Genomic DNA, 23158 nt, shown 5'->3' with positions numbered 1-23158 from the left:
CGGGCCGAGCACCGCAACCGGACACCACCCGCACGGAACACCGTGACCATCACCCGACAAGGCACAACCTAAGTCACCGGCATTGGGCCTAGCCGCAGGCGTGCGATATGGCGCCCCGTCGCCGAGTGGCCTTACGCGGGCTGTTCGGGTTCTTCGGCGGGGCGCTTGGCCACGAAGGAGCCGAGGCCGACCTCGGCTCGGATGAGTCCCTCGGACTTGAGGTGGGCCAAGGCCTTCTGTGCGGTCGAGGTGGCGATGCCGAACTCGGAGGACAGTTCGACCACGGACGGCACGCGCGCGCCGAGGGGGTACTCGCCGTTGGCGATCCGGCCGGTGATGGCCGCGGCCACCTGGCGCCAGACGGGGCGAGTGCGGTCAAGCTCGGGGGTCATGCGGTCGACGCTAAAACTCTGCGGTACACCGCGCGACCGCGGTAGACTGCAGTAGACCGCGAAGAAGCGGCACCCCGGCGACGGTTGCAGCCGCCCCGGGGCATGGCCACCAGCCGATCGGAGCTGATGACGTGACCGACCTTATCCGCCGACTTGCCGCCCGGGTGGGCTTCCTGCTCTTCCCGCCCGGAAAGGAACGCCTGCCCTACGACGCAGCCGTAGCCGGCCCCTGGCCGAACCGGCCGCTGCCCCTGCCCCGCAGCCCGTACGGCCTCGACACCCCCCTCGATGCCACCGCCACCCGGGCTGTACGGCCGTACGTGACTGGGCCGTACGGGATCCACGGGCTGGAGGCCGCGTGACCGAGCCGCCGCGTCTGCTGCCCTGGACCGGTTCCGGGGGCAAGCCCTGTTACCTGATCACCGACGATCACGACGGGCCGCTCTCTCGGCTGGCCGACGCCACGGAGTCCGTTCAGCTCGGCATGGGCGGCCAACTCCTGGTCCACGCCCGTGAGATGCTGCCGGACACCCCGCCCGGCGAACTCCGCTACCTTGCCGAGTGCTTGGTCCAAGCCCTCGGCGACGCCCTCCGTGTCGCGGAGAGCCGGGGCCGCCGGCTGGAGCGGCTGAACTGAGCCGAGCTGTTCAGCGGCGGGTGTTTCTTACCTGGCGGTCGATCGCCCAGGCGTCCGCCACGGGGCCCAGGTGCCCGAGCTTGTCGGGGTTGATCACGAAGCGGATGGCCTGGATCTGTCCGTCGAGTACATCGAGCGTCAGGGTGTTGAGCACCTTGCCGTCCCGGTCGCGGATGATCGCGCCCGGCTGGCCGTTGACCTCGAGCGGCTCGCACGTCACGTCGATCCGGGCCATCCGGGGGAAGGCGGAGGCGAGCAGCTGGGCCACCTTCCGGGCGCCGACGACGGTCCTGGCCAGCTGGGGGGCCTTGCCACCGCCGTCGCCGATCATGGACACATCGGCGGCGAGCAGGGTCTGCAGGCCGGCGAGGTCGCCTTCGCGTAGGGCGTCGAAGAACCGCGACGCCAGTTCCTCCCGCTCCTCGCGGTCCGCTTCGAAGCGGGGCCGGCCCGCGGCCATATGGCGCCGCGCCCGTACCACCAGCTGGCGGCACGCCGCCTCCGAGCGGCCCACCGCCGACGCGACCTCGGGATATCCGAAGTCGAACACCTCCCGCAGGACGAAGACCGCCCGCTCGAGCGGGCTCAGCCGCTCGAGCAGCAGCAGGGCCGCCATCGACACCGAGTCGGCCAGCTCCGCCGACCGTGCCGGATCCTCATAGGGGTCGGTGAGCAAGGGTTCGGGGAGCCACGGGCCGACGTACTGCTCCCGCCGGACGCGGGCCGAGCGCAGCACGTCGATCGAGATCCGGGTGACCGTGGCCGAGAGGAAGGCCTTGACCGATCGGGGCTCGGTGGGGGAGGCCTCGAAGCGCAGCCAGGTCTCCTGGACCGCGTCCTCGGCCTCGCCGACGCCGCCCAGTATCCGGTAGGCGATCGAGAACAGCAGCGGCCGCAGCTCCTGGAACTCCTCGGTCCTGCTCGTGCCGGTTCCTGCGAGGTCCATCGTCCGCTCCTTGATCGAGGGTTGTCCGCACCTCGTGGACGAGACAGCCCCTGCCGGCTGTGACATCCGCTCCCGGCCGTTCCTCGGCCGGGTACGACGGCGCCCCCTGCCTGTGCGGGTCAGGGGGCGCGGTCGGGTCGCGGGGGCCGTTACTTCACCGGCTCCGGCTCGGGCTCGGTTTCCGACTCGGCGGCGCCCGCCGGGGGTTCGTCGTCCGCAACCGGGGTCCTGACGGAGTCCAGCAGGAGCTGGGCGACGTCCACCACCTGGATGGACTCCTTGGCCTTGCCGTCGTTCTTCTTGCCGTTCACGGAGTCCGTGAGCATGACGAGGCAGAACGGGCAGGCGGTGGAGACGATGTCCGGGTTCAGGGAGAGGGCCTCGTCGACGCGCTCGTTGTTGATGCGCTTGCCGATCCGCTCCTCCATCCACATCCGGGCGCCGCCGGCGCCGCAGCAGAAGCCGCGCTCCTTGTGGCGGTGCATCTCCTCGTTGCGCAGGCCCGGGACGCTGGCGATGATCTCGCGCGGGGGCGTGTAGATCTTGTTGTGGCGGCCCAGGTAGCACGGGTCGTGGTACGTGATGATGCCCTCGACCGGGGTGACGGGGATCAGCTTGCCCTCGTCCACCAGGTGCTGGAGCAGCTGCGTGTGGTGGATGACCTCGTAGTCGCCGCCGAGCTGCGGGTACTCGTTGCCGATCGTGTTCAGGCAGTGCGGGCAGGTGGCGACGATCTTCTTCGCCGACTTCGGCTTCTTGGTCGACTCGTCCTCGTCGTCCTCGCCGAACGCCATGTTCAGCGCGGCCACGTTCTCCATGCCCAGTTCCTGGAACAGGGGCTCGTTGCCGAGGCGGCGGGCGGAGTCACCCGTGCACTTCTCGTCGCCGCCCATGATCGCGAACTTCACGCCCGCGATGTGGAGCAGCTCGGCGAAGGCCTTGGTGGTCTTCTTGGCCCGGTCCTCCAGGGCGCCGGCGCAGCCGACCCAGTACAGGTACTCGACCTCGGTGAGGTCCTCGATGTCCTTGCCGACGACCGGGACCTCGAAGTCGACCTCCTTGGTCCACTCCAGCCGCTGCTTCTTGGCCAGGCCCCAGGGGTTGCCCTTCTTCTCCAGGTTCTTGAGCATCGTGCCCGCCTCGGAGGGGAAGGCACTCTCGATCATGACCTGGTAGCGGCGCATGTCGACGATGTGGTCGACGTGCTCGATGTCCACCGGGCACTGCTCGACACAGGCGCCGCAGGTGGTGCAGGACCACAGGACGTCCGGGTCGATGACGCCGTTCTCCTCGGCGGTGCCGACCAGCGGGCGCTCGGCCTCGGCCAGGGCGGCGGCGGGGACGTCCGCCAGCTGCTCGGCGGACGCCTTCTCGTCGCCCTCCATGGTCTTGCCGCCGCCGGCCAGCAGGTACGGCGCCTTGGCGTGGGCGTGGTCCCGCAGCGACATGATCAGGAGCTTGGGGGAGAGGGGCTTGCCGGTGTTCCAGGCGGGGCACTGCGACTGGCAGCGGCCGCACTCGGTGCAGGTGGAGAAGTCCAGCAGGCCCTTCCAGGAGAACTGCTCGACCTGGGAGACGCCGAAGACGTCGTCGTCACCGGGGTCGGTGAAGTCGATCGGCTTGCCGCCGCTCGTCATCGGCAGCAGGGCGCCCAGGGAGGTCTCACCGTCGGCGTTGCGCTTGAACCAGATGTTCGGGAACGCCAGGAAGCGGTGCCAGGCCACGCCCATGTCGGTCTTCAGGGCGACCGTGATCATCCAGATGAAGGAGGTCGCGATCTTCAGGCCGGCGAAGAAGTAGGTGAGGTTCTGGAGCGTGGAGAGGTCCATGCCCTTCAGCCACGACACCACCGGGTACGAGATGAAGAACGAGGCCTCGTAGCCGTCGACGTGGTGCTGGGCGCCCTCCAGGGCGTGCAGCATGAAGATGCAGACGCCGACGATGAGGATGACGGCCTCGACGAAGTACGCCTGGCCGAAGTTGGAGCCGGCGAAGCGGGACTTGCGGCCCGGCTTGCGCGGGTGGCTCAGCTGGCGGATGACGATCAGGGTCAGAATGCCGACCACCGTCATCGTGCCGATGAACTCGACGAAGATGTTGTACGGCGCCCAGTCGCCGAGGACCGGCAGGATCCAGTCCGCCTGGAACAGCTGCCCGATCGCGTTGACGATCGTCAGCAGCAGGGTGAAGAAGCCCACCGCCACGAACCAGTGCGCCACGCCGACGATGCCCCAGCGGTTCATCCGGGTGTGGCCGAGGAACTCCTTGGCCACGGTGATGGTGCGCTGTGTGGGATCGTTGGTCCGCGTACCGGCCGGCACCGGCTGGCCCATCCGCATGAAGTTGTAGATCTGCAGGAGGGCGCGGCCGAACAGTGCCACGCCGACCACGATCAGGACCAGCGACACGATGATCGCGGCGAGTTGCATTGGGGCTCCTGAGGCGGCCTGGAATTTAACTGAGCGACATTACTAAGCGGTAACTTATGCAGTTCGTCTGAGACTACCCCCATCTTCCTGCCGGATGCAGCAGAGCGCGGGGTGATCTGGGTCGCTGAGGGCTGCCTTCCAGCGGGGTCCGCGGATACGCCTGGTGCATTGGCAGGCAATCCGATCGTGTTATTCATCCCGAATTGCGACATTCGCCCCTACCTTAGAGCCGTGCTCTACGGGATCGCCGCCGCAACCGCCGCCCTGCTCCTCGCCGCCGTGCTCGCGGCGCTGCTCAGGGTGCCCGCGCTGCGGCTGGGCATCCTCGACCCGCGCCGGCAGCGGCCCCTGCCGGCGCTCGGCGGGCTCGCCGTCGTGGTCGTCACCTGCCTGGTCGCCTGGGTCGGGGAGTGGACCCGGGTCGCCCCGCTCGGGGACGGGGTCGTGCAGCTGCTGATCGCCGCCGCCGTGGTCGCCGGGCTGGGCCTGGTCGCCGACGTGTGGCGGCTGCGCGCGCGCGTGCTCGTCGCGGGTACGGCCGTGGCGGCGGCCTGCGTGGTGCCGTACGACGCGACGGGTGTGCCGGGGGGAGCGCTGGCCGTGGGGTGGATCGTTCTCGCGTCCCTCGCCTTCAAGGGGCTCGATCACGCCGACGGGCTGGCCGGGACGGTCGGGGTGGTCACCGCGTTCGGGGCGGGGGCCTGTGCCGCCGCCGAGGTGATGGACGGCCTCGCCGTACTGCTGAGCGTGTTCGCCGCCGCCCTGACCGGCTTCCTGATGCACAACTGGCATCCCGCGCGGGTGGGCATGGGGGCGTGCGGATCGCTGTTCACCGGGTTCCTGCTGTCGTCGTCCGTCGTCTTCACGCGCGCGGGGTACGCGATCGGGCCGAGCGTGGCGGTGGTGTTCTGCCTCGGCGCGGTCGCCGCCGCCGACGCCGTCCTCGTCGTCCTCGCCCGGCTGCTGGCCCGGCGGCCACTGCTCAGGCGGCGTCCGGACCATCTCGCGCACCGGCTGCGGCGGCTCGGGCTCACCCCTCAGGGGTCCGTCGTGCTGCTGGGTGCCGGCTCGTTCTCCTCGGTCCTCGTGGGGGTGCTGGTGCACACCGGATGGACCGGGGACGGGGCCGTGCTGTGGGTGGCGGGAGCGGCGCTGCTGGCCGTTCTCGTACTCCTTCGTATCCCTGTCCAGCCACCTCGGCGCGGGACATCCATGCAGGTCAGCACGCGGTTGCGTGTAAGGAACGGATAAGACTTGAGTCCGCTTGGCTCAGGTCTGTTGACCCGTGGCATCTCCTCAGGCACACTTGAGCCTGTTCCACTCAAGTCAGCTGGAGGAATCAACCATGGCACGTGCGGTCGGCATCGACCTGGGCACGACTAACTCCGTCGTCAGCGTTCTGGAGGGCGGCGAGCCCACCGTCATCACCAACGCCGAGGGTGCCAGGACCACGCCGTCCGTCGTCGCCTTCGCCAAGAACGGTGAGGTGCTCGTCGGCGAGGTCGCCAAGCGCCAGGCGGTCACGAACGTGGACCGGACCATCCGCTCGGTGAAGCGTCACATGGGCACCGACTGGAAGATCCAGCTGGACGGGAAGGACTTCAACCCGCAGCAGATCTCCGCGTTCATCCTGCAGAAGCTCAAGCGGGACGCCGAGGCGTACCTGGGCGAGAAGGTGACCGACGCGGTCATCACCGTCCCGGCGTACTTCAACGACTCCGAGCGTCAGGCGACCAAGGAGGCCGGTGAGATCGCGGGTCTGAACGTCCTGCGCATCGTCAACGAGCCCACGGCGGCCGCCCTGGCCTACGGCCTGGACAAGGACGACCAGACGATCCTCGTCTTCGACCTCGGTGGCGGCACCTTCGACGTGTCCCTCCTGGAGATCGGCGACGGCGTCGTCGAGGTGAAGGCCACCAACGGTGACAACCACCTCGGTGGCGACGACTGGGACCAGCGCGTCGTCGACTACCTGGTCCAGCAGTTCAAGTCCGGCCACGGCGTGGACCTCGCCAAGGACAAGATGGCCCTGCAGCGTCTGCGTGAGGCCGCCGAGAAGGCCAAGATCGAGCTGTCCTCCTCCACGGAGACCTCGATCAACCTGCCGTACATCACCGCCTCCGCCGAGGGCCCGCTGCACCTGGACGAGAAGCTCACCCGGGCTCAGTTCCAGCAGCTGACGGCCGACCTGCTGGAGCGCTGCAAGACGCCGTTCCACAACGTCATCAAGGACGCCGGTATCGCCCTCGGCGAGATCGACCACGTCGTCCTCGTCGGTGGCTCCACCCGTATGCCCGCCGTCGCCGAGCTGGTCAAGGAGCTGACCGGTGGCAACGAGGCCAACAAGGGTGTGAACCCGGACGAGGTCGTCGCCATCGGCGCCGCCCTGCAGGCCGGTGTCCTCAAGGGCGAGGTCAAGGACGTCCTGCTGCTCGACGTCACCCCGCTGTCCCTCGGTATCGAGACCAAGGGCGGCATCATGACCAAGCTGATCGAGCGCAACACCACGATCCCGACCAAGCGGTCCGAGATCTTCACGACGGCCGAGGACAACCAGCCGTCCGTGCAGATCCAGGTCTACCAGGGCGAGCGCGAGATCGCGGCGTACAACAAGAAGCTCGGCATGTTCGAGCTGACCGGTCTGCCGCCGGCGCCGCGTGGCGTCCCGCAGATCGAGGTCGCCTTCGACATCGACGCCAACGGCATCATGCACGTGACCGCCAAGGACCTGGGCACGGGCAAGGAGCAGAAGATGACCGTCACCGGCGGCTCCTCGCTGCCGAAGGACGAGGTCGACCGGATGCGCCAGGAGGCCGAGAAGTACGCGGAGGAGGACCACGCCCGCCGCGAGGCCGCCGAGACCCGCAACCAGGGCGAGCAGCTGGTCTACCAGACCGAGAAGTTCCTCAAGGACAACGAGGACAAGGTCCCCGGTGAGATCAAGACCGAGGTCGAGGCCGCGGTCGGCGAGCTGAAGGAAGCCCTCAAGGGCGAGGACACCGCCGAGATCCGCACCGCCACCGAGAAGGTCGCGGCCGTCTCGCAGAAGCTCGGCCAGGCGATGTACGCCGACGCCCAGGGCGCGCAGGCCGGCGGCCCCGAGGGTGCCACCGCGGGCGGCGCCAAGGCCGCTGACGACGACGTCGTCGACGCCGAGATCGTGGACGACGAGCGCAAGGACGGTGCCGCGTGACGGAGGAGACCCCGGGCTTCGAGGAGAAGCCCGACGTCCCCTCCGGCGCGACCCCAGAAGACGCCGAGTCGAAGGCCGCTCCCGAGGAGGGGGCGGCCCCGGCCGGGGACGTAAGCGCAGACGCGGGCCTGGTGGCCCAGCTGGACCAGGTGCGCACGGCGCTCGGTGAGCGCACGGCGGACCTCCAGCGCCTCCAGGCCGAGTACCAGAACTACCGCCGCCGCGTCGAGCGTGACCGGATCGCGGTCAAGGAGATCGCCATCGCGAACCTCCTGACCGAGCTTCTGCCCGTGCTCGACGACATCGGCCGCGCGCGGGAACACGGCGAACTGGTCGGCGGCTTCAAGTCCGTGGCCGAGTCGCTGGAGACCGTCGCGGCCAAGATGGGCCTGCAGCAGTTCGGCAAGGAGGGCGAGCCCTTCGACCCGACGATCCACGAGGCCCTGATGCACTCCTACGCGCCGGACGTCACCGAGACGACCTGCGTGGCGATCCTGCAGCCCGGGTATCGCATCGGCGAGCGCACCATCCGCCCCGCGCGGGTGGCCGTCGCCGAACCGCAGCCCGGCGCGCAGAGCGTGAAGGCCGAGGGCGCCGAGGAGGACACCGAGGCGAACGCGGCCGACGACAAGGAGAACGGTGGCCCGGAGGAGGGCTGACGTAATCACCGAGGACAGGAAGGAGGGACGTCGGGGATGAGCACCAAGGACTTCATCGAGAAGGACTACTACAAGGTCCTCGGCGTCCCCAAGGACGCCACCGAGGCCGAGATCAAGAAGGCGTACCGGAAGCTCGCCCGCGAGTTCCACCCGGACGCCAACAAGGGCAACGTCAAGGCCGAGGAGCGCTTCAAGGAGATCTCCGAGGCGAACGACGTGCTCGGCGACCCCAAGAAGCGCAAGGAGTACGACGAGGCGCGCGCCCTGTTCGGCAACGGTGGCTTCCGCCCCGGGCCGGGCGCGGCCGGCGGCTCCTTCAACTTCGACCTGGGCGACCTCTTCGGAGGAGGAGGCGGCGCCCAGAGCGGAGGCTTCGGCGGCGGCATCGGCGACGTCTTCGGGGGACTGTTCAACCGCGGCGGGGCGGGGACGACCCGGACCCAGCCGCGGCGCGGCCAGGACATCGACACCGAGGTCACCCTCAGCTTCACCGAGGCGATCGAGGGTGCGACGGTCCCGCTGCGGATGACGTCCCAGCAGCCCTGCAAGGCCTGCTCCGGCACCGGCGACAAGAACGGCACACCGCGCGTGTGCCCGACCTGCGTCGGCACCGGGCAGGTCGCCCGGGGCTCGGGCGGTGGCTTCTCGCTCACCGACCCCTGCCCCGACTGCAAGGGCCGCGGCCTGATCGCCGAGCACCCCTGCATGGAGTGCAAGGGCAGCGGGCGCGCCAAGTCGTCGCGCACGATGCAGGTCCGCATCCCGGCGGGCGTCACCGACGGGCAGCGCATCCGGCTGCGTGGCAAGGGCGCGCCCGGCGAGCGGGGCGGACCGGCGGGCGACCTGTATGTGGCCGTGCACGTCGGCGAGCACCCGGTGTTCGGGCGCAAGGACGACAACCTCACCGTCACCGTGCCGGTGACGTTCGCCGAGGCGGCCCTCGGCGGCGAGGTGCGGGTGCCGACCCTCGGCGGCCCGCCCGTCACCCTGAAGCTGCCGCCGGGCACGCCCAACGGCCGCACGATGCGCGCCCGTGGCAAGGGCGCGGTCCGCAAGGACGGCAGCCGGGGCGACCTGCTGGTCACCGTCGAGGTGAGTGTGCCCAAGGACCTGTCGGGGAAGGCTCGTGACGCGCTGGAGGCGTACCGCGAGGCGACCGAGGGCGAGGACCCGCGGGCGGAGCTGTTCGAGGCCGCGAAGGGAGCTTGAGAGTGATGGACGGCCGTCGACGTAACCCGTATGAACTGACCGAGGAGACCCCGGTCTACGTCATCTCGGTGGCGGCCCAGCTCTCCGGACTCCACCCGCAGACGCTGCGCCAGTACGACCGCCTGGGCCTGGTCTCCCCCGACCGCACCGCCGGCCGGGGCCGCCGCTACTCGGCCCGCGACATCGAACTGCTCCGCCAGGTGCAGCAGTTGTCGCAGGACGAGGGCATCAACCTGGCCGGTATCAAGCGGATCATCGAACTGGAGAACCAGGTCGCCGCCCTGCAGTCCCGCGTCGCGGAGATGCAGGCGGCCCTGGACGGCGCGGCGGCCGCGATGCGGCAGCGCGAGGCCGCCGTCCACGCCTCCTACCGCCGCGACCTGGTCCCGTACCAGGAGGTGCAGCAGACCAGCGCGCTGGTGGTGTGGCGGCCCAAGCGGCAGCAGCAGCCGGACTGACACGCAGGCGCGGGAAGGGCCCGAGACATCGTCTCCGGGCCCTTTTCGCCGTCTCTCGAGCTCCCCACGGGTGGAGGGTCCGTAAAGAGTGCCTGAAGGGGGTTCCGCGCCGTCTTCACAGGGGCAGCTGAACGTGGTGTTGCGGACTCGTTAAGTGATTCCGCTTGACGCCGGGTAGCGGCTCCGCGTTGTCTTTTCAGACACCTGGGTCGTATTGCAGCACCCACGTCCGGAACGCACCTGAAGTGAGCCCTCGAATGCGTCGTATCGCCATATCCGTGGCCGCGTCCACGATGACCCTCTCGCTCGCCGGCTGCGGCGTGCTGAACGCGGCGGGGGACAGCGCGAGCGCGAGCCCGACCAAGGGCAACGACGTCACGGTGGGCCTGCTGCTCCCCGAGAAGGCCAACTCCCGCTACGACAGGTTCGACTACCCCATCATCAGGGACAAGGTGGCCGAACTCACCCGGAAGCAGGGCAAGGTCAAGTACGCCAACGCCGACGCGAGCGCCACCCGGCAGGCCGACCAGCTGCAGCAGATGATCGACGACAAGGTCGACGTCATCCTGCTGGACGCGGTCGACTCGCACGCCGTCGCCGCCGGCGTGCAGAAGGCCAAGGACGCCGGCATCCCGGTCATCGCCTACGACCGCCTCGCCGAGGGCCCGATCGACGCCTACATCTCCTTCGACAACGAGCTGGTCGGCGAGGTGCAGGCCCGGACGCTGCTGGAGGCGCTGGGCTCGAAGGTCGACACCTCCGACAAGATCGTCATGGTGAACGGCTCGCCCACCGACCCCAACGCCAAGCAGTTCAAGCAGGGCGCGCTGTCCGAGCTGAACGGCAAGGTGACGATCGCGGACTCCTTCGACACCAAGGACTGGAAGCCGGAGAACGCCGAGGCTCGCATGGCCACGGCGATCGCCAGGATCGGCAAGGACAACATCGCCGCCGTCTACGCCGCCAACGACGGCATGGCGGGTGGTGTCATCCAGGCCCTCAAGTCGGCCGGCGTCACCCACCTGCCGCCCATCACCGGACAGGACGCCGAACTCGACGCGGTCCAGCGGGTGGTGACCGGCGAGCAGTTCATGAGTGTGTACAAGTCCTACCCGGACGAGGCCGAGGCCGCCGCGCAGATGGCCGTCACCAAGATCCAGGGCAAGGACATCCAGTTCGACGCCCTCACCCAGGACAAGGTCGACAGCCCCACCACCAAGGACATCCCGTCCAAGCTGGTCCAGGTGAGCGCGCTGACCAAGGACACCATCAAGGACACGGTCATCGCGGACGGCATCTACAGCGTCGACGCCATCTGCACCGCCAGGTACAAGGCGGCCTGCGCGGCGATCGGCCTGAAGTAACGCCCTCGGGCCGGGGCCGGGCCGGCGGTGGCTCCCCGGCATCGCGCCACCCCCGTGGACGCGATGCCGCGGTCCCGGCGGGGGTGCCCGGGCCGGGACCGCTCCGGATGCCTGGGGCACCCGGGGGAAGCGGGAACAACGATGCCCGGGTGAAGTTCGCGCCACCACCATCATCTTGTTGCAATGCGAGGGGCGGAGCCTGGATGAAACCCGGGCATAACAGTGCTTAACAGCAGCCCCCCTGGGGAGAGCCGTGTTGCGGACCCGGTCGGCTCCGCGCATAGTTGCGCTGCGGAAGTGGCAGCACACCGGGGGTGAAATGGGCGATGGCCGGGCACGGGGCGGAGGACCATCCTCACGGTGCCGACCGGCTGTGCGACGCCGGGGACCGTGTGTACTCCCGCGCCGTACGCCGGGGACGGGTGCCGCGCACGGACGCCGAACCGGTGCCCTGCCTGCTGGAACTGGCCCTGCTGCACCCGGATCCCGACGACATGGACTGGCTGGTGCCGACCTCCCCGCAGGAGGTCATGACCAGGCTGCTGCGCGGGGTCTACGACGAGGTCAGTGAGAGCCGGCGGCGGCTGGGCTCGGCGGTGTCCGCGTTCGAGTGGTACGCGGGCCTCGGCCGGCAGCTGAACGCACTGGCGGCGCCGGGCGAGGGCAGTGCCATCCGGGTGCTGGACGGACTCTCCCGCATCCAGGCCGCGATGGACGAGGCGACCGAGGCGTGCACCACCGAGGTGCTCACCGTGCAGCCGGGCGGCATCCGGCGGGAGGCCGAGCTGACCGAGGGCCTGCACCGGGCGCTGACCCTGCGCGGCCGGGGCGTGCGCATGCGCGACCTGTACACGCATGTGGCCCGGCACGGGCAGGGGCTGCTCAACTACCTGGAGCTGATGGGTGACACGGTCGAGGCCCGCACCCTGGACGAGGTCATCGACCGGCTGATCCTCTTCGACCGCACGGTGGCCTTCATCCCCGCCAACTCCGATCGCACGATGGCCCTGGAACTACGCCACCCGGCCCTCGTGGAATACCTGGTGACGGTCTTCGAACGGCTGTGGCGGCTGGCGATCCCGCTCACCGCCCCCCTGCCCGACACCGGCATCGAGGGCATCTCCCACCGCGAGCAGTCCATCGCCGCGCTGCTCGCCGAGGGCCACCAGGACGCGGTGATCGCCGAGCGGCTCGGCATCAGCGTCCGCACCTGCCGCGCCCACATCGCCCGCCTGTCGGAGACGCTGGGGGCCGCCAGCCGTACCCAACTCGGAGTCCGCATCGCCCAGGTCGGCCTGGACGGCCACCGCCCCGGCCGGCCGCCCGGCGCCCTCACGGCTCCTGATCAAGAATCCCCGACCGTCCGATGAGGTAGCCGAGCTGGGCGCGGCTGTCGCTGCCGAGGGCGGCGGCCAGCTTGGCGATGTGCAGCCGGGCCGTGCGGACGTTCATGCCGAGCCGTTCGGCGATGACCGCGTCGGTGTGGCCCTCGACGAGCAGCGCCGCGATGGCGCGCTGGCGGGGCGTGACACCGCCGAGCGACGGCGGCTGGACGGCCTGCGGGTACATGGGGGTGGCCAGCCGCCACAGCCGGTCGAAGGCGGTGAGGAAGAAGCCGACCAGGGCGGGGTGGCGTACCTCCAGGGCGAGCCGCTGGTCGTCACCGGCCGGGATGAACGACACGGTGTGGTCGATGATGATCTGCCGGTCCGGCAGCTCGTCGAGCGTGCGTGCCTCGGCGCGGCCGCTCAACCGCTCGTAGCGGGCGCGGATGAGCGGCAGGTGCCGCTGGGTGTGCTGGTAGAGGGTGCGGATACGGCAGCCCCGGCTGAGCAGTGCCTGGTCCCGGTCCATGGCCCGGCTCTGCGCGATCCGCCCGCGTTCGTCGTGGTAGTGGGTGTTGGGCTGGACGCAGCACACCTCGCCGGTCGCCTCCGCCATGGCCTCGCCGATCGCGCGGTTGATGGCCTCGGTGCCGCTGAGGAGGCGCAGGGTGGGGGTGTCGGCGGGCGCGCTGTGCCGGTCGCCGGCGTGCATGAGGGGCTCGAACAGCTCCATCAGCCGCTCCTCCCGGAGCCGTTCCTCGGCGATGCGGGCACGGGAGGCGCGCAGGAAGCGGTTCAGTACGGCGGCGGGGGCGACCGGCTCCAGGCGGGTGAGGTCGTCGACGGCCGGGTGCAGCAGTCCGAGGCCGGTCAGGCAGGGCGCCTCGGCGGCTTCGGCGGCCGGCAGGTGCCCGTCCCGCAGGGCGCGTTCGTAGAGCTTCTCCCCGGCGGGGCACAGCTCCTCGACACCGTGCCGGCGGTGCTTCACCGGACCGCCTCCTGCTGCCGGTCCAGGATCCCCGACCGGCCGATCAGATAGCCCAGCTGGGCCCGGCTCCCGCTGCCGAGGGTGGCAGCGAGCTTGGCGATGTGGACGCGGGCCGTGCGGACGTTCATCCCCAGCCGCTCCGCGATGACCGCGTCCGTGTGGCCCTCGACGAGCAGTGCGGCGATGGCCCGCTGGCGGGGGGTGACGCCGCCCACGGAGGGCCGTTGGACGGCCCGCGGATACATGGGCGTGGCCAGCCGCCACAGCCGGTCGAAGATCGTCACGAAGTACGTGATCAGCGCCGGGTGCCGTACCTCCAGGGCGAGGGTGCCGTCGGCGTTCGCCGGGACGAAGACGACGGCGCGGTCGACGACGATCAGCCGGTCGGTGAGCTCGTCCAGGCTGCGCGCCTCGGTGTCACCGCTCAGCTGCTCGTGGTACGCGGCGACGGACGGCCGATGGCGCAGGGTGTGCTGGTACAGCGTGCGGATACGGCCACCCCGGTCCAGCAGCGCCTGGTCGCGCCGTACGGCGACGCTCCGTGAGGCGTGGCCGCGCGGGCTGTTCAGCTCGTGGTGCGGCTGCACGCACAGCACCTCGCGGTGTGCCGCGCTCATGGCCTCCGTGATGGCCTCGTTGATCCGTGCCGTGCCGCTGAGCACCCGCAGTGTCGGGGTGTCGGCGGTGTTCTCGGTCCGCCGGCCGTCGATCCGCATGAGCGGCTCGAACGCGTCGGCCAGCAGGGTCTCGCGCCGGCGCTCGTCGGCGATCCGGTCCGCCGCCGAGCGCAGCAGCCGGTGCAGCGCCACGGCCGGCGGCACGGGCTCCAGGCGCTCGGTGTCCCCCGCGGCGGGCCGCAGCAGTCCGAGGCCGGCCACACAGGGCACACCGACGGCGTCCCCGGCCCCTACGTGCCCGTCCCGCAGGGCACGCGCGTACAGCTCCGCGCCCGCCGCGTACAGTTCCTCGGCGCCGTGCCGGGGGTGGGGTGCCGTGCTCACTTACGCCTCCTCCTGCCGGCCGAGGATCCCGGACCGCCCGATGAGGTAACCGAGCTGGGTGCGGCTCTCGCTGCCGAGGAGCGCCGCGAGCCGGGCGATGTGGGCGCGGGCGGTGCGGACGTTCATGCCGAGGCGGTGGGCGATGACGGCGTCGGTGTGGCCCTCGGCCAGCAGGGCGGCGACGGCGCGCTGGCGCGGGGTGACCCCGTCGAGCGTGGGCTGGCGGACGGCCTGGGGATACATGGGGGTGGCCAGGCGCCACAGGCGGTCGAACGTGGTGGCCAGGTAGGCCACCAGCGGGGGGTGGCGTATCTCGGCGGCGACGGTGCGGTCGGCGGCGGCCGGCACGAAGGCGACCGTGCGGTCGGCCACGACCATCCGCTCGGGTGTCTCGTCGAGCGTGCGCACCTCGACATCGCCGTCCAGGCGTTCGTAGTGCGCGAGGACGGCGGGGTCATGGCGGCTCGGGTGCTGGTAGAGGGTGCGCATCCGGCAGCCGCGCGCCAGCATCGCCTGTTCCCGGGGGAAGCCCAGGACCAGCGCCTCGACGGGCCGTTTGCCGCCGGGCTGGATGGTGAGCACCTCGGTGGTGGAGCGGTTGAGTGCGTCGGTGATGGCCTCGTTGATCCGGTCCAGGCCCCGCACCGTGCGGAATCCGGGCGCTTCGGCGGCCGGCTGCTCCGCGCCCCGCGTGATGAGCGGTTCGAAGGCCGTGGCCAGCCGCATCCCGTACCGGCGCCGGTGGGCGACCTCCGTCTCGATGCCGTGCAGCAGTCTCGGCAGGGTGACGGCGGGGGTGGCGGCGCGCAGTTGACCGGGATGGTCGAGGCTCGGCCGCAGCAGGCCGTGGTCCAGCACACAGGGGAGGCCGTCGGCGTCCTCGACGGGGACCGGACCCTCGTGCACGACGCGCGCGTACAGGGCCGGCCCCGCCTCGCACACCGGCTCCGCCGGGTGCGGGTGCCGCTCCGTGTCCGTGTCCGTGCGTATCGCTCCCGGCCCTGCCATCGCGTCAGTGGTCCCGGTCCAGCATGCCGGACTGCGCGATGAGATAGCCGAGTTGGGCGCGGCTGCCGCTGCCGAGGGCCTGGGCGAGCTTGGCGATGTGGGCCCGGCAGGTGCGCACGTTCATGCCCAGCCGGCGGGCGATCGCCTCGTCGACATGGCCTTCCACCAGGAGCTTGGCGATGGAGTGCTGGATCTCGGTGATGCCGTCGGGGGCGGTCTCGTACGGGGTTCCGGCGCTCAGCGGCACGGCGCGGTCCCACATGAACTCGAACACCTTGATCAGGTAACCGACGAGGCCCGGGTGGCGCACCTCCAGGGCGACCTGCCGATCGTCCCGTATGGGGATGAAGGCGACCGTCTCGTCGCAGATGATGAGGCGCTCGACCAGTTCGTCGATGGTGCGGTACTCCGCCTTGCCGTTGACGAACTGGTCGACGTAGGCCAGCCGTTCGGGGCTGTATCGCGCGGTGTGCTGGTACAGGGTCCGGATCCGCACGCCCCGCTCTATCAGGGTCCTGTCGCGTTCCAGGCCCTCGATGACCCTGCGCTCGGGATGGCGGGCGCTCGGCTGGACGGTGAGCATCTCGTTGCGGCACTGGTCGGTGGCCAGGTCGAGCGCCGCGTTGATGCGGTCGAGCCCTTCCAGCACGGTGATCGAGTGCGTCGGGGCGCCGCCCTGGGCGGTGAGCGTCATGAACGGCTCGAAGACTTCGGCCAGTTCGATCGAGGTGCGCCGGCGCTCGGAGATCTCGCGCTCGAGCGGATTGAGCCGCTGTGCCAGGGCCACCGAGGGGGGAACCGGACGCAGCCAGTTCGCGTCGTCGAGGTCGGGGTGCAGGAGGGCGAACTCCATCAGGCACGGGGCGGCCTCCGCGTCGGCGCGGGCGATCCGTCCTGTGCGCAGCGCGTTGGCGTAGAGACGCCTTCCTTCCTCACAGAGGTCAGTGATGGCGTGGGGATGTGTCGGTTCTGCCGGATTTGCTATCAAATCTCCACCCCCCAGGGTCCTGAACATGCAGGAACATGATGCACTGATTGTGTGGTCATGACGTGCCTGAATGAGCCATCGTCTTATCCGACGGGGGAACGAGGGGACCTTCAAGTGAGGACGAAGCCGACTATGCGTAAGAGAATGCTTCGCTCGGTGCTTGTCGCCGCCTTCTCCGCCGTTGTGGCCTTCGGAACGCTGAACGGCCTCTCCAATGCGAAGGGCGACGTACAAGCGGACAGCCGGTGGTCAGTGGTGGCGGCGACCGACGAGCCTGTTGACGCCAATGCTGTGGCCACCCCCAGCGACAGTATCTGGTCCTGATATGACGACGCCTCCAGACGACCGCTCCTTCCGTCGCGAGATGGCCACCGCCTACCGCTCGGGCTGGCACTTCATCGATCTGGTCACCGCCATCCCCCACAGTGGTGACTCGCTGATGGTGACCGTGTTCGGAGAGCCGGTCGTCGTCACGCGGGACGACGACGAGGACGTGCGGGCGTTCCGGTGCCTGCGCAAGCCGCGTGGTGCGCCCCAGCCGGTGCGCTGTGCCATCCGGTACGGAATGATCTTTGTGAACCTGGACCAGCGGGACCACCGGCTGACCGAACCGGTGGACTCCGACCTGAGCACCATCTCGGCCACCCCCCGCAGTGCCTGACGCGATTCCCCCGTCGTAAAAGATCGCTCAGGCACTTCCCCCCGCAGCGGCGTCACCGTGACCTGAACACGGTGACGCCGCTGTAGTTCTGGGGGGATATTTCACGTTACGGGCGTGCTTCGACGGTGGCTGAAACCCGCCGTCCGGCACCTGTACCGGTCACCCGCGCCCCAGCGCCCGCTCCACCTCGATCTCGATCACCACACGTGACGGATTCGGCGACGGCACCCGCTGGTAGCGCTCGGCGTACCGCCGCTCCGCCTCCGCCACCCGCTCCCGGTCGGTCCGCACATACGCACGGCCCTCCAGCGTCGCCCAGCGCCGGCCGTCCACCTGGCACACCGCCACGCGCGCGCCCTCGGCACCGGCGGCCAGCACGTGCGTCACCTTGGCGCTCGAGCCGTTCGTGATCACCCGGGCCAGCCGGGCCCCCGCGTCGTAGGTCACGCCGACCGGCACGACGTGCGGGCTGCCGTCGGGGCGCAGGGTCGTCAGGGTGCACAGATGCCGCTCCCGCCAGAAGGCGAGGTAGGGCTCGTCCGGGGAAGCCGGGTCTACGGAGTACGGGGCCATGCCGGAAACCTAGCCCCGGAAAGGCTGCCCCCGCCGCCTTGAGTGGAATAGACTCAACTTTGTGTACGTTGGTTAAGTCAGGACGATCGGTACGGGAGACGTGGCCGTCGGGACGTCGCCGAGGAGGAGAACGGATACGTGGACGCCGAGCTGACCAACAGGAGCCGGGACGCGATCAACGCGGCCAGCAACCGGGCCGTGACCGAGGGGCACCCGGACCTCACCGCCGCTCACCTGCTGCTGGCTCTGCTCCAGGGGCAGGACAACGAGAACATCACCGACCTGCTCGCGGCCGTCGACGCCGACCAGGCGGCCGTACGTTCCGGCGCGGAGCGGATCCTGGCCGGGCTGCCCAGCGTGACCGGCTCCACCGTCGCGCCCCCGCAGCCCAACCGTGAGCTGCTGGCCGTGATCGCCGACGCCGGCGAGCGCGCGAAGGACCTCGGTGACGAGTACCTGTCCACCGAACATCTGCTGATCGGCATCGCCGCGCAGGGCGGCGCGGCCGGTGACGTGCTCAGGGGGCAGGGCGCCGAAGCCAAGAAGCTGCTGGAGGCCTTCCGTAAGGCCAGGGGAGGACGCCGCGTGACCACCGCCGATCCCGAGGGCCAGTACAAGGCCCTGGAGAAGTTCGGCACCGACTTCACCGCCGCCGCCCGCGAGGGCCGGCTGGACCCCGTCATCGGACGGGACCAGGAGATCCGGCGGGTCGTGCAGGTGCTGAGCCGCCGTACCAAGAACAACCCCGTGCTCATCGGTGAGCCCGGCGTCGGCAAGACCGCCGTGGTCGAGGGGCTCGCCCAGCGGATCGTGAAGGGGGACGTGCCGGAGTCGCTGAAGAACAAGCGGCTGGTGGCGCTGGACCTGGGTGCGATGGTGGCCGGCGCCAAGTACCGCGGTGAGTTCGAGGAGCGGCTGAAGGCCGTGCTCGCCGAGATCAAGGACTCCGACGGGCAGATCATCACCTTCATCGACGAGTTGCACACCGTCGTGGGCGCCGGCGCCGGCGGGGATTCGGCCATGGACGCGGGCAACATGCTCAAGCCCATGCTCGCCCGTGGTGAGCTGCGCATGGTCGGCGCGACCACGCTGGACGAGTACCGGGAGCGGATCGAGAAGGACCCCGCCCTGGAGCGCCGCTTCCAGCAGGTGCTGGTGGCCGAGCCGAGCGTCGAGGACACCATCGCGATCCTGCGCGGTCTGAAGGGCCGGTACGAGGCCCACCACAAGGTGCAGATCGCCGACAGCGCGCTGGTGGCCGCCGCCACCCTCTCGGACCGGTACATCACCTCCCGCTTCCTGCCGGACAAGGCCATCGACCTCGTCGACGAGGCGGCCTCCCGGCTGCGCATGGAGATCGACTCGTCCCCCGTGGAGATCGACGAACTCCAGCGCTCCGTCGACCGGTTGAAGATGGAGGAGCTGGCGATCGCCAAGGAGACCGACCCGGCCTCCCGTGAGCGCCTGGAGAAGCTGCGCCGCGACCTCGCCGACAAGGAGGAGGAGCTGCGGGGCCTGACCGCCCGCTGGGAGAAGGAGAAGCAGTCCCTCAACCGGGTCGGTGAGTTGAAGGAGAAGCTGGACGATCTGCGCGGCCAGGCCGAACGCGCCCAGCGTGACGGCGACTTCGACACCGCGGCCAAGCTGCTCTACGGCGAGATCCCGCAGCTGGAGAAGGAGCTGGAGGCCGCCTCCGCCGCCGAGGAGGAGGTCGCCAAGGACACCATGGTCAAGGAGGAGGTCGGCTCGGACGACATCGCTGACGTCGTCGCCGCCTGGACCGGTATCCCCGCCGGACGCCTGATGGAGGGCGAGACGCAGAAGCTGCTGCGCATGGAGGACGAACTCGGCAAGCGGCTCATCGGCCAGAGCGAGGCCGTACGGGCCGTCAGCGACGCCGTACGACGCTCCCGGGCCGGCATCGCCGACCCCGACCGCCCCACCGGGTCCTTCCTCTTCCTCGGCCCGACCGGCGTCGGCAAGACCGAACTCGCCAAGGCGCTCGCCGACTTCCTCTTCGACGACGAGCGGGCCATGGTCCGCATCGACATGTCGGAGTACGGCGAGAAGCACACCGTGGCCCGGCTGGTCGGCGCGCCTCCCGGCTACATCGGCTATGAGGAGGGCGGCCAGCTCACCGAGGCCGTCCGCCGCCACCCGTACAGCGTGATCCTGCTGGACGAGGTGGAGAAGGCCCACCCCGAGGTCTTCGACATCCTGCTCCAGGTGCTGGACGACGGCCGGCTGACGGACGGTCAGGGCCGCACGGTCGACTTCCGCAACACCATCCTGGTCCTCACCTCCAACCTGGGCAGCCAGTTCCTGGTCGACCCGCTCACCAGCGAGGCGGAGAAGAAGGAACAGGTGCTGGAGGTCGTCCGGACCTCCTTCAAGCCGGAGTTCCTCAACCGGCTGGACGACCTGGTGGTCTTCTCGGCGCTGACCAAGCCCGAGCTGGAGCGGATCGCACAGCTCCAGATCGACCGCCTGGGCAGGCGGCTCGCCGAGCGCCGGCTCACCCTGGAGATCACGCCGGAAGCGCTGGCCTGGCTCGCCGAGGAGGGCCTGGACCCGGCCTACGGCGCCCGCCCGCTGCGCCGCCTCGTGCAGAGCGCCATCGGCGACCGCCTCGCCAAGGAGATCCTCTCCGGCGAGATCAAGGACGGCGACACGGTCCGGGTGGACCGCTTCGCCGGGGGCCTGCTGGTGGGCCCGGCGACCGGAAAGACCCTGTAGCCGAGTCCGCGCCGAACGGGCCCGTCAGCCTCGGTGGCCGACGGGCCCGCCGCGTCCGGGCGTGCGGCTCACCAGGTCTCCGCCGTGCAGATGAGGACGTAGAGCGTCCAGAACGCCCACAGGGAGAAGACCAGACAGCCCAGCCACAGGGACCACAACACCCACCGCACCGCTCTTGGTATGCGCATGCCCGCATCTTCGCCCACCGCGTCACACGGTGAACGCCGTGAACTCCACCCGGGCGGTCTCCGCGCCCTCGTAGCGCACGTTCACCACGACCGCGTTCGCCCCGACGCCGGCCGGGGGCGGGCTGTCGTCGGAGTTCAGGTTCAGGCAGAGGTCCGCCCCCTCGGCGCAGAACTCCGTGCCGGGCGCCGGCCCCTTCGGGTAGGTGCCCCTCAACCAGTCGCGCACCCCTGCCCGCGGCATCCGGAAAGTGGCCTCGTAGTCGGTATCCAGCCAGGCCCGCACCGTGCACTCGGCGCCGTACGCCCCGTCCGGCAGCGTCGCCCCGCCGAAGCCCAGTGCCTCGTCGCACGACACCTGCTCCGGGCCGCCGCCCAGCGGATAGTCCGAGGTCGCGAACTTCACCACCACGGCCACCAGCCACGCCAGGCCCAGTGCCGCAAGCGCCGCGATCACCGCGAAGAGCCCCCGCCTGGTCCGCCCCCGTGCCGCCATTCCGACTCCCGCCGCCCGCCAGTCCTCCGCCCGACCGGACGGATCATGTCAGCCGACGGCCGACAGGCCCCGTCGGGGCTTGCCACCCCCCTCCCCGCATGGGGGAGGATGGCAGGATCCGTACGAAGGGAAAAACACGGTGAGCATCGACCCGTCCTCGATTCCGAACTTCGGGGGCCAGCCCGAGCCGCAGCCGCAAGGACCGGCGGGCCCCGTCGTCCCGGATCAGGACCTCGTGAAGCAGCTTCTCGACCAGATGGAGCTGAAGTACGTCGTCGACGAGGAGGGTGACCTCGCGGCGCCGTGGGAGCAGTTCCGCACGTACTTCATGTTCCGCGGGGAGGCCGAGCAGGCGGTCTTCTCGGTGCGGACCTTCTACGACCGCCCGCACCAGATCGACGAGAAGCAGCAGCTGCTGGAGTCCGTCGACGACTGGAACCGCCGCACGCTGTGGCCCAAGGTGTACACCCACACCCACGACGACGGCACCGTCCGCCTGATCGGCGAGGCCCAGATGCTGATCGGCACGGGCGTCGACATCAACCACTTCGTCTCCTCCACGGTCAGCTGGGTGCGGGCCGCGATCGAGTTCGACAAGTGGCTCGTCGAGCAGCTCGGCCTGGAGCAGGAGGTCGACGAGTCGGAGAAGCCCGAGGACGACGGGGAGTAGCCCCCGGGCCCCCGGGCCTCCCGGCCCGTCACAGAGCCGCGCGTCCGTACACGACCAGGTACGCGCCGTAGCCGTAGCTGAGCCCGGCCAGGGCCGCGACCACCACGGTCGCGTGCCAGGGCCGGGCTCTCGCCGTGCGCACCACCGCCTGGGCGAGCGGGAGCAGCAGCGGGAACGCGGGCAGCAGGAACCGTGGCTTGGACTCGAAGTAACCCGACCCGCCGAGCGTGACCAGCAGCAGCACCCCGCTGTGCACGAGGAGCGGCAGCGGGGCGCGGTCCAGGAGCAGCAGCGCATAGAGCAGCGCGCCGGCCGCCACGATGATCAGCGCCATCGGGAACACGAACCGGTTGCCGTGCAGCAGCGTGCGGCGCACGAGTTCCAGCGCGCCCTGCCCGAAGTCGAACCGCGACCCCCAGCGCCGCTGCACCTGGAAGTAGCCGCCCAGCGGGTCCCCGGTGCACCGGCCGACCCACAGCACGTACGCCGTCCAGCCCAGCGGGGCGAGCGCCGCGCCCGTCCACAGCCTGTGGGTGACCCGGCCGCGTCGCCGCCACACCTCACCGCCGGCCGCGGCCAGCACGGCGGCGGCGACCGCGAACCCGTTCGGCCGGGCGAGCCCCGCGAACGCCGCCAGGGAGCCGGCCCACAGCCAGTTACCGGATAGCACCGCGTACAGCGACCAGGCCGCGAACGCGGTCAGCACCGGCTCGGTGTACGCCATCGACAGCACCACCGAGTGCGGCAGCAGGCCCCACAGCAGCACCAGGGCGATGCCGACCGACCGCCCGTGCAGCCGGGAGCCGACGGCGTAGATCCCGGCGGCGGCCACGGCGGCCGCCGTCCACGACACCAGCAGCCCGGCGCCGGGCCCGCCGAGCGGCGTCAGCGCGGTGACCGCCCGGACCAGCGCCGGGTACAGCGGGAAGAACGCCAGGTCGCTGACGGTCGTCGAGCGCAGGTGCAGGGAGCGGCCGTAGCCGTGCGCGGCGATCCCCAGGTACCAGACCGAGTCCCAGGACCGGCCGAGCAGGGCGAGGGGGTGCTTGCCGGCGGTCTGCCCGACGAGCGCGACCACGGCGGCACCGGCGAGCCGCGCGCCCAGGAACAGACCTACGGCGAGAGCGCTCGCGCGGCCGGGGAACGGCCGGGACCGCTCCCTGGGCGCCGGCTCCGATGTGACGACGGTCGGGGCGAGGACGGTGCTGGCGTGGGTCACACCACCGCACCTTGCAAGGGC

At 70.5% G+C, this 23158-nt stretch carries 23 protein-coding genes; 13 read left to right on the top strand and 10 right to left on the bottom strand.

Annotated elements, in window-relative coordinates:
* Window positions 1-131: 131 nt before the first annotated feature.
* A complete protein-coding gene (locus AC07C1_RS34380; RefSeq protein WP_478945543.1) occupies window positions 132-392 on the bottom strand; it encodes a GntR family transcriptional regulator in 261 nt (86 codons plus the stop codon).
* Between the two features lie 131 nt (window positions 393-523).
* Here AC07C1_RS34380 and AC07C1_RS34375 point away from each other — a divergent pair, with 131 nt between their 5' ends.
* Together AC07C1_RS34375 and AC07C1_RS34370 are read left to right on the top strand one after the other, a co-directional pair.
* Window positions 524-754, top strand: a complete 231-nt coding sequence (locus tag AC07C1_RS34375; protein WP_478945541.1) for a hypothetical protein — start codon at window positions 524-526, stop codon at window positions 752-754.
* Complete coding sequence (locus tag AC07C1_RS34370; protein WP_478945539.1) at window positions 751-1029, top strand: hypothetical protein; 279 nt, start codon at window positions 751-753, stop codon at window positions 1027-1029. The genes AC07C1_RS34375 and AC07C1_RS34370 overlap by 4 nt, the downstream gene beginning before the upstream one ends.
* 10 nt (window positions 1030-1039) lie before the next feature.
* On the opposite strand, the gene AC07C1_RS34365 is transcribed toward AC07C1_RS34370, so the two are convergent.
* Together AC07C1_RS34365 and AC07C1_RS34360 are read right to left on the bottom strand one after the other, a co-directional pair.
* On the bottom strand, window positions 1040-1975 hold the full coding sequence (locus tag AC07C1_RS34365) for an RNA polymerase sigma-70 factor (protein WP_478945537.1): 936 nt from the start codon (window positions 1973-1975) through the stop codon (window positions 1040-1042).
* A gap of 149 nt (window positions 1976-2124) precedes the next feature.
* A complete protein-coding gene (locus tag AC07C1_RS34360; RefSeq protein ID WP_478945535.1) occupies window positions 2125-4404 on the bottom strand; it encodes a (Fe-S)-binding protein in 2280 nt (759 codons plus the stop codon).
* Between the two features lie 231 nt (window positions 4405-4635).
* On the opposite strand from AC07C1_RS34360, the gene AC07C1_RS34355 reads away from it, so the two are divergent.
* The 7 genes from AC07C1_RS34355 to AC07C1_RS34325 all read left to right on the top strand — a co-directional run bounded on the left by AC07C1_RS34355 (window position 4636) and on the right by AC07C1_RS34325 (window position 12657).
* Window positions 4636-5655, top strand: coding sequence for an MraY family glycosyltransferase (locus AC07C1_RS34355; RefSeq protein WP_478945533.1), 1020 nt, complete (start codon window positions 4636-4638; stop codon window positions 5653-5655).
* A 94-nt stretch (window positions 5656-5749) separates the two neighbouring features.
* Window positions 5750-7597: a molecular chaperone DnaK gene (dnaK, locus tag AC07C1_RS34350; protein ID WP_478945531.1), complete on the top strand. Its 1848-nt coding sequence runs from the start codon at window positions 5750-5752 to the stop codon at window positions 7595-7597.
* Window positions 7594-8256 (top strand): nucleotide exchange factor GrpE, encoded by a 663-nt coding sequence (gene grpE, locus AC07C1_RS34345; RefSeq protein ID WP_478945529.1) that lies wholly within the window; start codon window positions 7594-7596, stop codon window positions 8254-8256. Before dnaK ends, grpE begins: the two co-directional genes overlap by 4 nt.
* Window positions 8257-8292: 36 nt before the next feature.
* Window positions 8293-9465, top strand: coding sequence for a molecular chaperone DnaJ (gene dnaJ, locus AC07C1_RS34340; protein ID WP_478945527.1), 1173 nt, complete (start codon window positions 8293-8295; stop codon window positions 9463-9465).
* 5 nt (window positions 9466-9470) lie between these two features.
* Window positions 9471-9923: a heat shock protein transcriptional repressor HspR gene (locus AC07C1_RS34335; RefSeq protein ID WP_478945526.1), complete on the top strand. Its 453-nt coding sequence runs from the start codon at window positions 9471-9473 to the stop codon at window positions 9921-9923.
* Window positions 9924-10180: 257 nt separating this feature from the next.
* Window positions 10181-11287 carry a sugar ABC transporter substrate-binding protein gene (locus AC07C1_RS34330; protein ID WP_478945524.1) on the top strand — a complete coding sequence of 369 codons (1107 nt, stop codon included), beginning with the start codon at window positions 10181-10183 and terminating at the stop codon, window positions 11285-11287.
* A gap of 326 nt (window positions 11288-11613) precedes the next feature.
* Window positions 11614-12657 carry a helix-turn-helix transcriptional regulator gene (locus AC07C1_RS34325; protein WP_478945523.1) on the top strand — a complete coding sequence of 348 codons (1044 nt, stop codon included), beginning with the start codon at window positions 11614-11616 and terminating at the stop codon, window positions 12655-12657.
* Here AC07C1_RS34325 and AC07C1_RS34320 read toward each other — a convergent pair.
* Genes AC07C1_RS34320 through AC07C1_RS34305 form a run of 4 tightly spaced genes read right to left on the bottom strand, consistent with a single transcriptional unit; the run spans window position 12620 to window position 16624 of the window.
* A complete protein-coding gene (locus tag AC07C1_RS34320) occupies window positions 12620-13600 on the bottom strand; it encodes a helix-turn-helix transcriptional regulator (protein WP_478945521.1) in 981 nt (326 codons plus the stop codon). The two genes, AC07C1_RS34325 and AC07C1_RS34320, sit on opposite strands and share 38 nt — an antisense overlap.
* A complete protein-coding gene (locus AC07C1_RS34315; protein WP_478945519.1) occupies window positions 13597-14601 on the bottom strand; it encodes a helix-turn-helix transcriptional regulator in 1005 nt (334 codons plus the stop codon). Before AC07C1_RS34315 ends, AC07C1_RS34320 begins: the two co-directional genes overlap by 4 nt.
* Window positions 14602-15609 (bottom strand): helix-turn-helix transcriptional regulator, encoded by a 1008-nt coding sequence (locus tag AC07C1_RS34310; RefSeq protein ID WP_478945518.1) that lies wholly within the window; start codon window positions 15607-15609, stop codon window positions 14602-14604.
* A 4-nt stretch (window positions 15610-15613) separates the two neighbouring features.
* Window positions 15614-16624 carry a helix-turn-helix transcriptional regulator gene (locus AC07C1_RS34305; RefSeq protein WP_478945516.1) on the bottom strand — a complete coding sequence of 337 codons (1011 nt, stop codon included), beginning with the start codon at window positions 16622-16624 and terminating at the stop codon, window positions 15614-15616.
* Window positions 16625-16753: 129 nt separating this feature from the next.
* Here AC07C1_RS34305 and AC07C1_RS34300 point away from each other — a divergent pair, with 129 nt between their 5' ends.
* Window positions 16754-16921 carry a hypothetical protein gene (locus AC07C1_RS34300; RefSeq protein ID WP_478945514.1) on the top strand — a complete coding sequence of 56 codons (168 nt, stop codon included), beginning with the start codon at window positions 16754-16756 and terminating at the stop codon, window positions 16919-16921.
* 1 nt (window position 16922) lies between these two features.
* Window positions 16923-17258, top strand: coding sequence for a hypothetical protein (locus AC07C1_RS34295; protein WP_478945512.1), 336 nt, complete (start codon window positions 16923-16925; stop codon window positions 17256-17258).
* A gap of 159 nt (window positions 17259-17417) precedes the next feature.
* Here AC07C1_RS34295 and AC07C1_RS34290 read toward each other — a convergent pair whose 3' ends face one another.
* Entirely contained in the window at window positions 17418-17831 is a 414-nt protein-coding gene (locus tag AC07C1_RS34290; RefSeq protein WP_478945511.1) for a pyridoxamine 5'-phosphate oxidase family protein, read from the bottom strand.
* Between the two features lie 138 nt (window positions 17832-17969).
* Between AC07C1_RS34290 and clpB the strand changes: the two genes are divergently transcribed.
* Window positions 17970-20567, top strand: a complete 2598-nt coding sequence (gene clpB, locus AC07C1_RS34285) for an ATP-dependent chaperone ClpB (protein ID WP_478945509.1) — start codon at window positions 17970-17972, stop codon at window positions 20565-20567.
* 210 nt (window positions 20568-20777) lie between these two features.
* On the opposite strand, the gene AC07C1_RS34280 is transcribed toward clpB, so the two are convergent.
* Window positions 20778-21248 (bottom strand): hypothetical protein, encoded by a 471-nt coding sequence (locus tag AC07C1_RS34280; protein WP_478945507.1) that lies wholly within the window; start codon window positions 21246-21248, stop codon window positions 20778-20780.
* Between the two features lie 139 nt (window positions 21249-21387).
* Between AC07C1_RS34280 and AC07C1_RS34275 the strand changes: the two genes are divergently transcribed.
* Window positions 21388-21918 carry a type III secretion system chaperone family protein gene (locus AC07C1_RS34275; protein ID WP_478945505.1) on the top strand — a complete coding sequence of 177 codons (531 nt, stop codon included), beginning with the start codon at window positions 21388-21390 and terminating at the stop codon, window positions 21916-21918.
* A 28-nt stretch (window positions 21919-21946) separates the two neighbouring features.
* Here the strand turns inward: AC07C1_RS34275 and AC07C1_RS34270 are convergent, their stop codons facing one another.
* Window positions 21947-23137, bottom strand: a complete 1191-nt coding sequence (locus AC07C1_RS34270) for a hypothetical protein (protein ID WP_478945503.1) — start codon at window positions 23135-23137, stop codon at window positions 21947-21949.
* Window positions 23138-23158: the final 21 nt, after the last annotated feature.

It is taken from the genome of Streptomyces sp. NPDC045022, from assembly GCF_056432605.1.
This window is presented reverse-complemented; position numbering and strand designations above follow the sequence as displayed.